This window comes from Streptomyces sp. NPDC001668 (genome assembly GCF_042893155.1).
GTDB lineage: Bacteria > Actinomycetota > Actinomycetes > Streptomycetales > Streptomycetaceae > Streptomyces.
In genome coordinates this window covers 504,531-517,596 of sequence record NZ_JBIAUQ010000003.1, presented here as the reverse complement: position 1 = coordinate 517,596, position 13,066 = coordinate 504,531, and the positions used below count along the sequence as shown (strand labels likewise).

Annotated in this window: 13 protein-coding genes; 10 read left to right on the top strand and 3 right to left on the bottom strand. The window is 70.3% G+C overall.

The genetic code is table 11. From position 1 onward, the window contains the following. The first annotated feature begins 66 nt into the window (after positions 1-66). From sigR to ACFYZ8_RS12005, 8 genes are all read left to right on the top strand, one after another. On the top strand, positions 67-750 hold the full coding sequence (gene sigR / locus ACFYZ8_RS12040) for an RNA polymerase sigma factor SigR (protein WP_007384596.1): 684 nt from the start codon (positions 67-69) through the stop codon (positions 748-750). Beyond that, the gene (gene rsrA, locus ACFYZ8_RS12035) at positions 747-1,049 is read left to right on the top strand and encodes a mycothiol system anti-sigma-R factor (RefSeq protein ID WP_388534670.1); all 303 of its coding nucleotides are present in this window, start codon (positions 747-749) and stop codon (positions 1,047-1,049) included. The genes sigR and rsrA overlap by 4 nt, the downstream gene beginning before the upstream one ends. Positions 1,050-1,173: 124 nt before the next feature. Then, complete coding sequence (locus ACFYZ8_RS12030; RefSeq protein ID WP_388534667.1) at positions 1,174-2,517, top strand: HD-GYP domain-containing protein; 1,344 nt, start codon at positions 1,174-1,176, stop codon at positions 2,515-2,517. Further along, positions 2,514-3,770, top strand: a complete 1,257-nt coding sequence (locus tag ACFYZ8_RS12025) for an HD-GYP domain-containing protein (RefSeq protein WP_388534664.1) — start codon at positions 2,514-2,516, stop codon at positions 3,768-3,770. The genes ACFYZ8_RS12030 and ACFYZ8_RS12025 overlap by 4 nt, the downstream gene beginning before the upstream one ends. Before the next feature lie 104 nt (positions 3,771-3,874). Next, positions 3,875-4,855: a tetratricopeptide repeat protein gene (locus ACFYZ8_RS12020; protein ID WP_388534661.1), complete on the top strand. Its 981-nt coding sequence runs from the start codon at positions 3,875-3,877 to the stop codon at positions 4,853-4,855. A gap of 58 nt (positions 4,856-4,913) precedes the next feature. Further along, positions 4,914-5,564, top strand: coding sequence for a peptide deformylase (gene def / locus ACFYZ8_RS12015; protein WP_359030272.1), 651 nt, complete (start codon positions 4,914-4,916; stop codon positions 5,562-5,564). 234 nt (positions 5,565-5,798) lie between these two features. After that, entirely contained in the window at positions 5,799-6,884 is a 1,086-nt protein-coding gene (gene cyc1 / locus ACFYZ8_RS12010; protein ID WP_388534658.1) for an epi-isozizaene synthase, read from the top strand. Then, positions 6,881-8,251 (top strand): cytochrome P450, encoded by a 1,371-nt coding sequence (locus tag ACFYZ8_RS12005; protein ID WP_359030274.1) that lies wholly within the window; start codon positions 6,881-6,883, stop codon positions 8,249-8,251. The genes cyc1 and ACFYZ8_RS12005 overlap by 4 nt, the downstream gene beginning before the upstream one ends. A gap of 4 nt (positions 8,252-8,255) precedes the next feature. Here ACFYZ8_RS12005 and ACFYZ8_RS12000 read toward each other — a convergent pair whose 3' ends face one another. After that, complete coding sequence (locus tag ACFYZ8_RS12000; protein WP_388534654.1) at positions 8,256-9,221, bottom strand: GlxA family transcriptional regulator; 966 nt, start codon at positions 9,219-9,221, stop codon at positions 8,256-8,258. 92 nt (positions 9,222-9,313) lie between these two features. Between ACFYZ8_RS12000 and ACFYZ8_RS11995 the strand changes: the two genes are divergently transcribed. Continuing rightward, positions 9,314-9,484, top strand: coding sequence for a hypothetical protein (locus ACFYZ8_RS11995; RefSeq protein ID WP_388534652.1), 171 nt, complete (start codon positions 9,314-9,316; stop codon positions 9,482-9,484). A gap of 27 nt (positions 9,485-9,511) precedes the next feature. Further along, positions 9,512-10,288: a hypothetical protein gene (locus ACFYZ8_RS11990; protein ID WP_359030276.1), complete on the top strand. Its 777-nt coding sequence runs from the start codon at positions 9,512-9,514 to the stop codon at positions 10,286-10,288. On the opposite strand, the gene ACFYZ8_RS11985 is transcribed toward ACFYZ8_RS11990, so the two are convergent. Together ACFYZ8_RS11985 and ACFYZ8_RS11980 are read right to left on the bottom strand one after the other, a co-directional pair. Further along, positions 10,281-10,763, bottom strand: a complete 483-nt coding sequence (locus ACFYZ8_RS11985) for a hypothetical protein (RefSeq protein WP_359030277.1) — start codon at positions 10,761-10,763, stop codon at positions 10,281-10,283. The two genes, ACFYZ8_RS11990 and ACFYZ8_RS11985, sit on opposite strands and share 8 nt — an antisense overlap. Before the next feature lie 51 nt (positions 10,764-10,814). Continuing rightward, the gene (locus tag ACFYZ8_RS11980) at positions 10,815-12,866 is read right to left on the bottom strand and encodes a putative Ig domain-containing protein (protein ID WP_388534649.1); all 2,052 of its coding nucleotides are present in this window, start codon (positions 12,864-12,866) and stop codon (positions 10,815-10,817) included. Positions 12,867-13,066: the final 200 nt, after the last annotated feature.

The window sequence follows — 13,066 nt, the reverse complement described above, 5'->3', positions numbered from 1 at the left end:
ACGGGTAGTCGTCTATCCTCCAATTCCGGTGGCACCGGTTTCGGTGCTGCCCGGAATCTTGAGGAGGTGGGTCCGGTCACTGGGATCGACGCAGGGACCGACAACGGCCAGGCGGAGCAGCCCGAGGGCCAGGGCGCGAGCACGGAGTCCACTGCGGAGCGCACCGCGCGCTTCGAGCGGGACGCGCTCGAATTCCTCGACCAGATGTACTCGGCCGCGCTGCGCATGACGCGCAACCCGGCCGACGCCGAAGACCTGGTGCAGGAGACGTACGCCAAGGCGTACGCGTCCTTCCACCAGTTCCGTGAGGGGACCAACCTCAAGGCGTGGCTGTACCGGATCCTCACCAACACGTTCATCAACTCGTACCGCAAGAAGCAGCGCGAACCCCAGCGCTCCGCGGCCGAGGAGATCGAGGACTGGCAGCTCGCGCGTGCCGAGTCGCACATGTCGACCGGTCTGCGCTCCGCCGAGTCGCAGGCGCTCGACCACCTGCCCGACTCGGACGTGAAGGAAGCGCTCCAGGCGATCCCCGAGGAATTCCGCATCGCCGTCTACCTCGCTGACGTAGAGGGCTTTGCGTACAAGGAGATCGCGGACATCATGGGGACACCCATCGGTACGGTGATGTCCCGCCTGCACCGCGGACGCCGTCAACTGCGCGGCATGCTGGAGGACTACGCGCGTGAGCGCGGGCTCGTGCCGGCCGGTGCCGGCGAGTCGAACGAAGCGAAAGGCTCGGGCTCATGAGCTGCGGAGAGCCGCACGAGACGGACTGCAGTGAGGTACTCGACCATCTCTACGAGTTCCTCGACAGTGAGATGCCGGACGCCGATCGCGCCAAGTTCAAGCAGCACTTCAACGAGTGCTCGCCGTGTCTGGAGAAGTACGGCCTCGAAGCGGCCGTGAAGAAGCTCGTCAAGCGGTGCTGCGGTCATGACGACGTGCCCATCGACCTGCGCGCCAAGGTCCTGGGGCGGCTCGACCTGATCCGCTCCGGGCAGGCCGTGCCGGACCACGATGTGACGGCCTCGCCCCAGGAATCCTGAACCCCCGCTCAGAGAACGCGCTCGCATCACTCGAACGTGCTAATCGGCGGGTGATCACCCTGCGCCGCCTCCCCTCGCCGTCCTAGGCTCCTCGCAGCTGTGCGGACTGGGCTGGAGGGGCGACATGGAGGCGGTGCCGGCACGTGCGCGTGCGTACGTCGCCTGTGTCGCCGTAGCCGCACTGCTCTGTCTGCTGCCGCTGCCGGCCGTCCACGCTCCCTGGTGGGCGCTTGCCCTGCTCGCCGCGGTGTATGCCGGATGCGAGCAGGCGGCCACCCGGTGGCGGTTCGCGGGCACCTTCTACCCCGTCCTGCTCGCCGGCGCCTTTCTGCTCCCGCCCCCGGCCGCCGCCCTCGTGGGGCTGCCGGGGGCGCTGCTGTCCCCGGCCGAGCGGCGCCCGCGCGGCCTCCGCCGGATCTGGCGGGCCGCGCAGCTCGCGGTGAGCGTGTGGACGGCCGCGCGGGTACACGGGGCGCTGGGCGGCCGGGACGCGGTCGTGGCCGCCGACTTCCCGTACGCCCTGGTCCCGGCCGGCCTCGCGGTGCTCGTCTTCTGCCTGGTGCTGAGCCTGCTGGACGGGGGGATCCTGGCGCTCGCCGAGAGGATTCCCGTACGGCGGGCCTGGCGCGGCCTGTTCCTCCGCTCCCTCGCCCCCGTCGCCGTGCACGGGCTGGCCGGGCTCATGATGGCCGTGCTGTGGCGCAGTCCCTACGGTCCCGTCGCCGCGATGCTCGTGCTGCTGCCGATGTGCGTGTCGTGGTGGGTGTTCGCGCAGTACCACCGGGAGCGCGCCGCCCACCAGGCCACCATCCGGGCGCTGGTGCAGGCCGTCGACATCAAGGACGAGTACACGCGCGGGCACAGCGAGCGGGTCGGACAGGCGTCGATGATGATCGCGCGGGAGCTCGGCATGGACGACGCCAGGACCGAGGTGCTGCGGTTCGCCGGGATCCTGCACGACGTGGGCAAGCTCGGGGTGCCGACGCGGCTGCTCAGGAAGGACGGGCCGCTGACGCCGGAGGAGCGGCGGGTCATCGAGCTGCATCCCGAGTACGGACACGAGATGGTGCGGGGCATCTCCTTCCTCGGGGAGGCCCGGGCCGCGGTACTGCACCACCATGAGCGGCTGGACGGCAGCGGGTACCCGTACGGACTGATCGGGGGCCAGATCCCGGAGTCGGCACGGGTGGTGGCCGTGGCCGACGCCTTCGACGCGATGACCTCCACCCGCTCCTACCGGCGGGCCCGGCCCGTCGGCGCCGCGCTGGAGGAGCTGGAGCGGTGCGCGGGCAGCCAGTTCGACCCGCGGATGGTGACGGCCCTCGTCCGCGCCCTGTCCCGGCACGGCTGGCATCCGGCGGTCACGGCGGACGAGGCGGGTGAGGTGGACGAGGCGGGTGAGGTGGACGAGGCCGGTGTGCCGCGTCCCCGGCCGACCACCGCGGGGCGGCCGGGGGTACGACGGTGAGCGCGCCCGGGACGCTCCGCCGGCCGCCGCTCCTCACCCTCGTCCACACCTCCGCCGCCCTCCTCGCCCTCGGCTCCCTCTCCTACGTCCTGTGGACCGGCCTCGAGGAGCGCGGCACCGCACTCGCCTTCGGGGTGCTCATCACCGTCGGTGAGCTCAACCGGCGCGGCGGCCCCCACGTCAGGGAGGCCGCGCCGCTCGGCGCCGCCGGGGCCCTGTCCTACGCCCTGCTCGGCGAGAGCGCCGGCGCGCCCACCCATCACGGCGCCGCCCAGGTGGTGACCGTGGTCCTCGCCGCCTCCCTGGCCGGCAGCGTGCCGCACGTCGGACGCGGACAGGGCCCCACCGCCGACCAGCTCGCCCGCCGTGTGCTCACCGTCGGGTTCGCCGCCGTGTGCTTCCAACCCCTCTACAACCAGGGGACGTTCACGCACTGGAGCGGCCCCGCCTACGCCCTGCTCCTGCTCGCCCTGCTCTCGCTCACCGCGCTGTGCGACGCCGTGCTCGCGGCCGCCCTCGCGCACTCCCGCGCCCGCTGGCCCTTCGGCCCGCTGCTCAGGGACGAGCTGCGGGCCCTGCTCGGCATCGGGTCCGCCGTCGTCGCCACCGGGGCCGTGATGGCACTCGCGGTCGCCGTCGCGGGACTGTGGGCGCTGCCCGTCTTCTCGGTGCCGCTGCTGCTCACCCAGCTCTCCGTCCGCCGGTACGCCGCCGTCCGCTCCACCTACCGGCAGACCATCGCCTCCCTCGCCCGCGCCACCGAGATAGCCGGGTACACACCGGCCGGGCACGCCCGCAGGGTCGCCGCGCTCAGCCGCGAGGTCGGCCGGGACCTGGGGATGTCCCGGCCCGAGCTCACCGTCCTGGAGTACGCGGCCCTCATGCACGACATCGGCCAGCTGAGCCTCGTCGACCCGGTCCCCGCGGGCGCGACCGCCGGCCTGCCCCTCGCCGAACAGCGCCGCATCGCCCTGCTCGGCGGGGCCGTCGTACGGCAGACGGGCGTGGACGCGGCCGTCGCGGTGGTCGTGGAGCGGCAGGCGGACCCCTGCCGGGAGCAGCCGCTGGCCGCGCGGATCGTGCGGGCGGTGAACGCGTACGAGGAGAAGACGCGGGACGCCGGACCCGGCGGGCCATTGACCGCGCTCGAGGAGCTGCGCCTGGGCACCGCGGGGGACTACGCTCCGGACGTCGTGGAGGCGCTGGCCAGGGTGCTGTCGAGAGACTGTCTGACCTCCCCCGTGACGGGGTAACCCATGGGTAATGAGCGCCCTTCCAAGCACACGTGGTTGGATGCGGGAGAGAGGGTGTCCGGGGGCACAGCCAGCCCATTCGACGGAACCGGCAGGCGGGAATCGTGAGGATCTTCGGCAAGGGACGGCACCGGCCCTCCGCCTCCTGGCGGCAGGCCACGGACCGCGCGTTCACGCTGATCGGCGACGGTCGGTACGAGGACGCGGGCGCGCTGCTGACACGTGCGGCGGACCTGGAGCCGTGGCTGTCCGAGTCCTGGTTCAACCTGGCCCTTCTGCACAAGTTCCGGCACGACTGGGAGCAGGCGCGGGCCGCGGGCCTCAGGGCCGTCGCGCTGCTCGACCGGGAGACCGGGGCGCCCGACTGGTGGAACGTCGGTATCGCCGCGACCGCGCTCCAGGACTGGCCGCTGGCCCGGCGGGCCTGGCAGGCCTATGGGCTGCGGGTGCCCGGGGGTGCCACGGCCTCGGGTGAGCCGCTGGGGATGGACCTGGGCAGTGCTGCCGTACGGCTGTCTCCCGAGGGCGAGGCCGAGGTGGTCTGGGGGCGGCGGCTGGACCCCGCCCGCATCGAGGTGCTGTCCATCCCGCTGCCGTCCTCGGGGCGGCGCTGGGGCGAGGTCGTGCTGCACGACGGGGTCCCGCACGGTGAGCGGACCACGGCGTCCGGGCACGCGTATCCCGTCTTCGACGAGATCGAGCTGTGGGCGCCTTCGCCGGTGCCGACGTGGGTGGTGTTGCTGGAAGCGGCCACCGAGGCCGACCGCGATGCGCTGGAGCAGCTCGCCTCCGACGCGGGGTTCGCCGCGGAGGACTGGTCGTCGTCCGTACGGCTGCTGTGCCGGATGTGTTCCGAGTCGCGGATGCCGTCCGACGAGGGCGACGGGGAGCATCTCGATCCGCACGATCACAGTGAGCCGGGGCATCCCGGGCCGCTGGGGCATCGGACGGACGGGCAGTTGTGGATGCCGGAGCGGGAGTGCGGGGTGGCTGCGCCGGCTTCGCTGGTTCGGGGGTTGTTGGACGGGTGGGTGGCCGACAGCCCCGACTCCCGGGACTGGCGTGATCTCGAAGAGGTCTGCTGACACATCGCCGTACTCTTGAGCACCGAATCCCAGTTTTCCAGGAAGGCATAAGTCGGTCATGGCCCAGCAGGACACCGATCAGCAGCACGCGGGCGTGCTCCCCGTCGACGACGAGGGGTTCGTCATCGACACCGAGGACACCGAGGAGCGGGAGAACGCCTGGCGTGAGCGCGGCACCTCGCGGCCCATCACCGTCGTCGGGAACCCCGTGCTGCACAAGGAGTGCAAGGACGTCACCGAGTTCGGTGAGGAGCTCGACCAGCTGGTCGCGGACATGTTCGCCAGCCAGCGCACCGCCGAGGGCGTCGGCCTCGCCGCCAACCAGATCGGCGTCGACCTGAAGGTCTTCGTGTACGACTGCCAGGACGACGAGGGCAAGCGGCACGTGGGTGTCGTCTGCAACCCGAAGCTCGTGGACCTGCCCGCCGACCGGCGCCAGCTGGACGAGAGCAACGAGGGCTGTCTGTCGGTGCCCACCGCGTACGCGCCGCTCGCCCGCCCCGACTACGCCGAGGTCACCGGGCAGGACGAGAAGGGCAATCCGGTCAAGGTCCGCGGCACCGGCTACTTCGCCCGGTGTCTGCAGCACGAGACCGACCACCTGTACGGCTACCTCTACATCGACCGGCTCTCCAAGCGCGAACGCAAGGACGCGCTGCGGCAGATGGCCGAGAACGAGCCCCGCTACCCCGTGGTCGCCAACGACTGACGTCACACAACCCCCGTCCGCACGGCGCCTGTTCAGGAATCCCTTCCCGAGCAGGCGCCGTTCGCGTGTGCGTCGCACGGCCGGTCGGAGACGCTCACATAGTGATCCGATTCCTGTCACACAAGGGGAGAATCCCGACACCACGGGGTGGTGAATGAAGCAAATCCGTTCCCAGAATGGTCAGTTGTGGTGCTGAATGGGAAGCGTCAACTGGCGGCTGGAAGGGGTTTGTTCGTGCCTGCTTTCCCACACAGCACCACATCGACGCCGACGGCGATCGCGGTTCCACCGTCACTCTCTCTCCCGGTGATCGAGGCAGCGTTTCCCAGGCAACGGCATCCGTATTGGCCCAGGCTCCAGGAGAAGACGCGTACCTGGCTTCTGGAAAAGCGGCTCATGCCGGCGGACAAGGTGGCCGAATATGCCGACGGACTGTGCTACACGGACCTCATGGCGGGGTACTACCTCGGCGCCCCCGACGAGGTCCTCCAGGCGATAGCGGACTACAGCGCGTGGTTCTTCGTCTGGGACGACCGGCACGACCGCGACATCGTCCACCGCCGTCCGCGCGCGTGGCGGCGGCTGAGGTTCCGCCTGCACGCGGCGCTCGACTCGCCACGGGAGCATCTGCACCACGAGGATCCGCTGGTCGCCGCCTTCGCCGACTGCGTGGTGCGGCTGTACTCGTTCCTGCCGCAGACCTGGAACACCCGGTTCGCCGGGCACTTCCACGAGGTGATCGAGGCCTACGACCGGGAATTCCGCAATCGCACCAGGGGAATCGTCCCCACGGTCGGGCAATACCTGGAACTGCGCCGGCTCACCTTCGCCCACTGGATCTGGACGGATCTGCTGGAGCCGAGCGCCGGATGCGAACTCCCGGAGGGTGTGCGGAAACACCCGGCATATCGGCGGGCCGCCCTGCTGAGCCAGGAATTCGCCGCCTGGTACAACGACCTCTGTTCGCTCCCCAAGGAAATCGCGGGGGACGAGGTCCATAATCTCGGAATCAGTCTCATCAAACACGAGGGGCTGACCCTCGAAGAGGCGATCCGGGAAATGCGGCGGCTGGTCGAGAAATGCGTGGACGCGTTCCTCGTCGCCGAGGCCGACGCCCTCCTTTTCGCCGACGGTCTCGACGACGGCGCCGCGCGCGGAAGGGAATTGAGCGCCGCCGTCCGGGCCTGCGTCCGCAATATGCGCAACTGGTTCAGCACCGTCTACTGGTTCCACCACGAGTCCGGCCGTTACCGGGTCGACAGCTGGGACGACCGGTCCACGCCCCCGTACGTCAACAACGAAGCGGTAGGTGAGAAATGACCGTCGAATCCGTGAAACCCGAAGCCACCGTGGCCCCCGGGCCGGGTGAGCCGCCGCTCGCGGGCGGGAGCGTCCCCGTCCTCGGCCACGGCCTGCGCCTGGTCCGCGATCCGCTGAGGTTCCTGTCCGGGCTGCGCCGGCACGGCGCCGTCGTACGCCTGCGGCTCGGCCCCAAGACGGTGTACGCGCCCACCACCCCCGAACTGACCGGGGCGGTGGCGCTCAACCCGGACTTCATCATCGCCGGGCCGCTGTGGGAGTCCCTGGAGGGCCTGGTCGGCAAGGAGGGTGTGGCCACCGCCAACGGCCCGCAGCACCGGCGGCAGCGGCGCACCATCCAGCCCGCGTTCCGGCTCGACGCGATACCGGCGTACGGGCCGGTCATGGAGGAGGAGGCACAGGCGCTGGCTGCGCGGTGGCGGCCCGGTGAGACGGTCGACGCCACCTTGGAGTCCTTCCGGGTCGCCGTGCGGATCGCGGCCCGCTGTCTGCTGCGCGGCGACTACATGGACGAGCGCGCCGAGCGGCTGTGCGTCGCGCTCACGACCGTCTTCCGGGGCATGTACCGGCGGATGGTGATACCCGCGGGACCGCTGTACAGGCTGCCGCTGCCGGCCAACCTCGCATTCAACCGCGCGTTGGCCGATCTGCATCTCGTGGTCGACGAGATCGTCGCCGAACGCCGGGCATCCGGTCAAAAGCCGGACGATTTGCTGACGGCATTGCTGGCGGCGAAGGACGCGAATGGCGACCCCATCGGGGAACAGGAGATCCACGACCAGGTCGTCGCGATACTCACCCCGGGCGGTGAAACCGTCGCCTCCACGATCATGTGGCTGCTTCAGGTGCTCGCCGAACACCCGGAACACGCGGACAAGGTGTGCGCGGAAGTCGAATCGGTCACCGGTGGCCGACCTGTGGCATTCGAGGACGTACGGTCGCTCAGGTACACGAACTATGTGGTGGTCGAGACCATGCGTTTGTGGCCCGCGGTATGGATATTGACGCGGCGGGCGGTACGGGACACCGAACTCGGTGGCTATCGCATTCCGGCCGGATCAGACATCGTCTACAGTCCGTACGCGATCCAGCGCGATGCGAAGTCCTTCGACGACAGCGCGGAGTTCGACCCCTTGCGCTGGAGTCCCGAGCGGGCGAAGTCGGTTCCGAAACACGCCATGAGCCCGTTCAGCACCGGCAACCGCAAGTGCCCGAGCGACCACTTCTCGATGGCCCAGCTGACGCTGCTCACGGCGGAACTGGCCCGGAAGTACCGCTTCGAGCAGGTGGCCGGCTCGGACGACACCCCCCGCCCCGGCATCACCCTGCGGCCGAACCGGCTCCTGGTGCGGCCCCTGCTCCGGTGAGGGGTCAGGCGGCCGCCTCCGGGCCCTGGAAGGTGCGCCGGTAGGCGTTCGGGGTGGTGCCCACCGCGCGCAGGAACTGGTGACGCAGCGCGGCCGCGGTGCCGAACCCGGCGCGGCCCGCGATCGCGTCCACCGTCTCGTCCGTCGCCTCCAGCATCCGCTGGGCCAGCAGCACCCGCTGGCGCAGGATCCAGCGGTAGGGAGTCGTCCCCGTCTCCTGCTGGAAGCGGCGGGCGAAGGTGCGCGGGGACATGTGCGCGCGCTCGGCGAGCTGCTCCACGGTGACGTCCTCGTCGAGGTGCTGTTCCATCCACACGAGCACCTCGCCGACGGTGTCGCACTTCGACCGGGGCAGGGGGCGCTCGATGTACTGCGCCTGTCCGCCGTCCCGGTGCGGCGGTACGACCATCCGCCGGGCGATCTTGTTGGCGACCTCGGGGCCCTGCTCCTTGCGCACGATGTGCAGACAGGCGTCGATGCCGGCGGCGGTGCCCGCGGAGGTGATCACCGGGTCCTCGTCGACGTACAGGACGTCCGGCTCGACCGTCAACCGCGGATACGCGCGCGCCAGTTGCTCCGCGTGGTGCCAGTGCACGGTGCAGCGCCGGCCGTCGAGCAGTCCGGCCGCGGCGAGCAGGAAGACGCCGGAGCACACGCTGAGCACCCGTGCCCCGCGCTCGACCCCGTTGCGCAGGGCCTCGAGGAGCTCGGGAGGGAAGTCCCGCGTCTCGTAGCGGGCGCAGGCCGGCACGGCGATCAGATCGGCCGTCTCCAGCCGCTCCAGACCGTGTTCGACCTGGACGGCGAAGCCCGCTCGCGAGGCGAGCGTCGGCCCCTCGGCCGAGGCGACCGCGAAGTCGTACACGGGCAGTCCGTCGTCGCTGCGGTCGGTCCCGAAGACCTCGCAGACGACCCCGAGCTCGAAGGGGTTCACGCCGTCCAGGATGACCGCGGCCACGTTCGTCAGCATGCTGCCAGTGTGCCTCGGTGTTGGCAGTAAATCGAGGGTGTGCGGCAGTCCTGCCACTGTTTGTCAGGAGTCTGCGGCGCGACAGTAGTGACATGACGACCGCACAGACACAAGGACTGATCGGAATGCTGATTGTTCTCGGAATCCTCGTCCTGCTGGCGCTCCCGTCCGTGATCGGGATCGTGCACGACAAGCGCGTCGACCGTCAGATCAGGAAGGCACGTGAGTACCGGACCGCACGCGGGGTGACCCGAACGGTCTAATCTCTCCTGAACCAACAGGGGAGGATCATGAGACACAGACTGTGGGCCGTGGCAGGCGGGGCGGCAGCCCTGACCCTGCTCACGGCCACCGGCGCCCATGCCGAGGGCGAGGGCGACATCAGGGTCACCAAGACCGTCGTGAACAAGGGCGGCAACGTCATCGTCGGCACGGCGAAGACCGTCACATTCCCGATCGCCGTCACCATCAAGGACGACTCGGGCGTCAAGAAGATCACGCATCTCGACACGTTCAACAGGACCACCCCGTACGGCTTCTTCACCTGGAACGGCGACTCGTCCTGTGTGAGGAAGAGCTCGACGACCTCGGTGTGCACGGGCACGATGACGGTCGACCCGGCCTGGATCGCCGACAGCGATGACATCGACAGCAACAGGCTCGCCGGTGTCTGGGTGGTCGCCGCCACCGTCAAGGCGAACGACGGCGACTACTGGATCTACGACGACATTGCCCAGTACAAGGTCAAGCGCGCCGCACAGCTCACCACGGACGCGACCCCCGAACCCGTCGCCAAGGGCGCCCGGCTCACCGTGAAGGGCAAGCTCTCCCGGGCCAACTGGGAGGACCTGAAGTACCACGGCTACCCGGGCCAGTCGGTCAGGCTCCAGTTCCGCGCGGCCGGCGCCGCCCACTACGGCACGGTCAAGACCGTGAAGACGGACAACCTGGGCCGGCTCAGCACCAAGGTGACCGCCACGGCGGCGGGCAGCTGGCGCTGGTACTTCCCCGGGACCACGACGACCTCGCTGAAGGTGTCGGCCGGGGACGCGGTCACGCTCAGGTGACCAGCACGGTGACCCGCCACTCCTGAATGCCCTTGCAGGAGACCCGGCCGGTCCCGGTGGCGCACAGGGGGCGCTGCGAACTCAGCTCCGCCTTGCCCGCCGAGACCGCCTTGAACGCCGAACTCGCGTCACCGGGCAGCAGGACGATCCCGCCGTTGGCGGCCTCCAGCCCGCTGCCCTCGGTGATGACCGGCTTCCAGGGGCGGCTCTTCGTGCCGTCCAGCGAGACCCGGATCGTGTCGCCCACCGCGAGGCACACGGTGCTGCCGCTGTCGGCCGCGTCGAGCTCCGAAGCGGCCGTACAGCCGGGTGACGGTGAGCCGGACGGGGCAGGAGGGGACGGGGGTGACGACGAGGGCGGCGGCGACACGGTGTCGCTGCCGCCCCCTTCGCTTCCGGCCTCGGTGCCGCACCCCGCGAGCAGCAGCGTGAGTGCCGCGAGGGCGAGGGTCGTGCGGTGGGTCGTACGGCGCATGGGGATCTCCTCTCCCCCCTTGGACGTACGACACCTACTCCTGGATCCGGGTCAGCTGGTCGTCACGGCGGTGTCGTCGATGACGAAGCTGGTCTGGAGCGAGGAGTCCTCCACGCCGCTGAACTTCAGGGCGACGGTGGAGCCGGCGTACGAGGAGAGGTCGAGGGACTTCTGGACGTAGCCGGAGGCCGCGTTGGCGTTGGAGTAGGTGGCCAGGGTGGTCGAACCGGCGGTGACCGTCAGCTTGTCGTAGGCGGTGCTGCCGGTCTCGGCGGTGGCGATGTGCAGGTAGAAGGTGAAGGTGGCCTTGCAGCCGCTCGGGACGGTCACCGACTGGGAGAGCGTGTCGGTGTGGCTCGACCCGTAGCCGTCCAGCCAGGCGTAGTAGGAGCCGCCGTGCGCCGCCTCGTCGGTGGAGTTGGTGATGACTCCGCTGGAGGAGGTCCAGGTGGTGCTGCCCGACTCGAAGCCCGGGTTGCCGAGCAGCTGGGCCGAGGTGCAGGTGCCGCTGCTGGATCCGACCGTCCAGGTGAAGGACGCGGAGCCGGAGGCGCCGGTGGAGTCGCTCGCGGTGACGGTGACCTGGTAGGTGCCCGCGGTGGACGCCGTGCCCGTGATCTTGCCGGTGGAGCTGCTGATGGACAGCCCGGTCGGCAGGCCGCTCGCGCTGTAGGTCAGGGCCGCCCCGGCGCTGTCGGTCGCGCTGATCTGCAGGCTGACGGCACCTCCGGTCGTCGTCGACTGGCTGCCCGGGTTGGTGACGGTCACGGTGTTGCCGGTGGTCGTGCCGGCGGTGAAGGCGGCGGTGCCGTTGGGGGTGCCCCAGCCGGTCGGGCCGTCGTAGCCGGTGGTGGCGGTGCAGAAGTACGAGGGGGAGCAGGAGCCGTTGTTGCCGCTGGTGACGTCGTACAGGTTGCCGGTGTGCGAGTACGGGTACTTCGCCGGGTAGTCGCTGGAACCCGGGGTGCCGGCGAGGGCGTACACACCGGCGATGATCGGCGCGGAGGCGCTGGTGCCGCCGTAGACGGCCCAGCCGGAGCCGCCGTAGGTGTCGTAGACCGCGACACCGGTGGCCGGGTCGGCGACCGCGGAGACGTCGGCCTCCATGCGCTTGGAGCAGCCCGTGTCGGTCTGCCAGGCCGGCTTCGGGTCGTACGCGGAGCAGCCGGACCCGGTCCCCTCGGTGCTGCTGGTCTTCCACACGGACTCGGTCCAGCCGCGGGAGTTGGAGGACGTGGACAGCGCGGTGCCGCCGACGGCGGTCACGTACTGGGAGGTCGCCGGGTACTCGGCGCCGTAGGCGGAGTCGCCGGCGGAGACGGTGATGGCGACACCGGGGTGCTTGAAGTACGAGGTGTCCTCGCTGGTCTGGGACGAGGCCTCGTCGCCGCCCCAGCTGTTGGAGACGAACTTGGCGCCGAGGGCCACGGCCTCGTTCTCGGCGATGCCGAGGTCGGAGTCGTTGGCCGAGTTGGCCTCCACGAGGATGATGTTGCAGTTCGGGCAGACCGCGCTGACCATGTCGATGTCCAGCGCCTCTTCACCGGCCCAGCCGGTGTCGTTGGTGGGCAGCGAGGTGGTCGAACCGGTCTGGCTGACCTGCTTGAAGCAGCCGTTGGCCTTGGTGCAGGCGGAGAGGCCGTACTGCGACCGGTAAGTGGCCAGGTCCGACTCGGCGTTGGGGTCGTTGTACGCGTCGACCACGGCGACGGTCAGGCCGGAGCCGCCGGTGGAGGGCAGCTTGTAGGCGCTGTGCAGGTTGGCCGGGCTGAGCCCGGAGGGCGCGGCCGCGACCGCCGCGGCGAGCCGCTGCTTGATGTCGGTCCGGCGCTGGGCGAAGCAGGACGCGTGCCCGGGGGCGGCGGTGGCGCACAGGTGCTCGGTCGGCACCTTCTGCCCGGCCTTGCCGGTGGTGTGGAAGGTCTGGCGGTCGGGGGAGGTGAGGGCCTTGGCGTTCTGGGCGGTGCGGGTGGTGTGGGTGGTCGCGGACACCGCGGGTGCCGCCTGGGCCGGTACGACGACCAGCCCGGCGAGGCCGAGGGCGAGGGCGGGTATGGCGGTGGTCAGGAGTCTTCGCAGGCTCCGTCGGGGCTTTTCACGCATGGGGTACTGCCTCCATCATTGGGGTTACAGGCAGGCCCGTGACGCGCGTAGCGGCGGCAGATCACGCAGTCATGAGCATGACGTGCCAGAAGCTAGCGGCCCGTGTGAAGGCGGGAGAAGCGGCGGGGGGAGATCTTTGCTGCTCCATAGCAGGCTCATGGACGGCCCATGGAAGCTCCATGGGCCGCCCCAGGGCCTGG

What these genes read in the sequence shown, in the direction of transcription:
- rsrA (WP_388534670.1), top strand. Translation starts at nt 747, where the DNA reads ATGAGCTGCGGAGAGCCGCACGAGACGGACTGCAGTGAGGTACTCGAC.
- ACFYZ8_RS12030 (WP_388534667.1), top strand. Translation starts at nt 1,174, where the DNA reads ATGGAGGCGGTGCCGGCACGTGCGCGTGCGTACGTCGCCTGTGTCGCC.
- def (WP_359030272.1), top strand. Translation starts at nt 4,914, where the DNA reads ATGGCCCAGCAGGACACCGATCAGCAGCACGCGGGCGTGCTCCCCGTC.
- ACFYZ8_RS12005 (WP_359030274.1), top strand. Translation starts at nt 6,881, where the DNA reads ATGACCGTCGAATCCGTGAAACCCGAAGCCACCGTGGCCCCCGGGCCG.
- ACFYZ8_RS12000 (WP_388534654.1), bottom strand. Translation starts at nt 9,221, where the DNA reads ATGCTGACGAACGTGGCCGCGGTCATCCTGGACGGCGTGAACCCCTTC.
- ACFYZ8_RS11995 (WP_388534652.1), top strand. Translation starts at nt 9,314, where the DNA reads ATGACGACCGCACAGACACAAGGACTGATCGGAATGCTGATTGTTCTC.
- ACFYZ8_RS11990 (WP_359030276.1), top strand. Translation starts at nt 9,512, where the DNA reads ATGAGACACAGACTGTGGGCCGTGGCAGGCGGGGCGGCAGCCCTGACC.
- ACFYZ8_RS11985 (WP_359030277.1), bottom strand. Translation starts at nt 10,763, where the DNA reads ATGCGCCGTACGACCCACCGCACGACCCTCGCCCTCGCGGCACTCACG.
- ACFYZ8_RS11980 (WP_388534649.1), bottom strand. Translation starts at nt 12,866, where the DNA reads ATGCGTGAAAAGCCCCGACGGAGCCTGCGAAGACTCCTGACCACCGCC.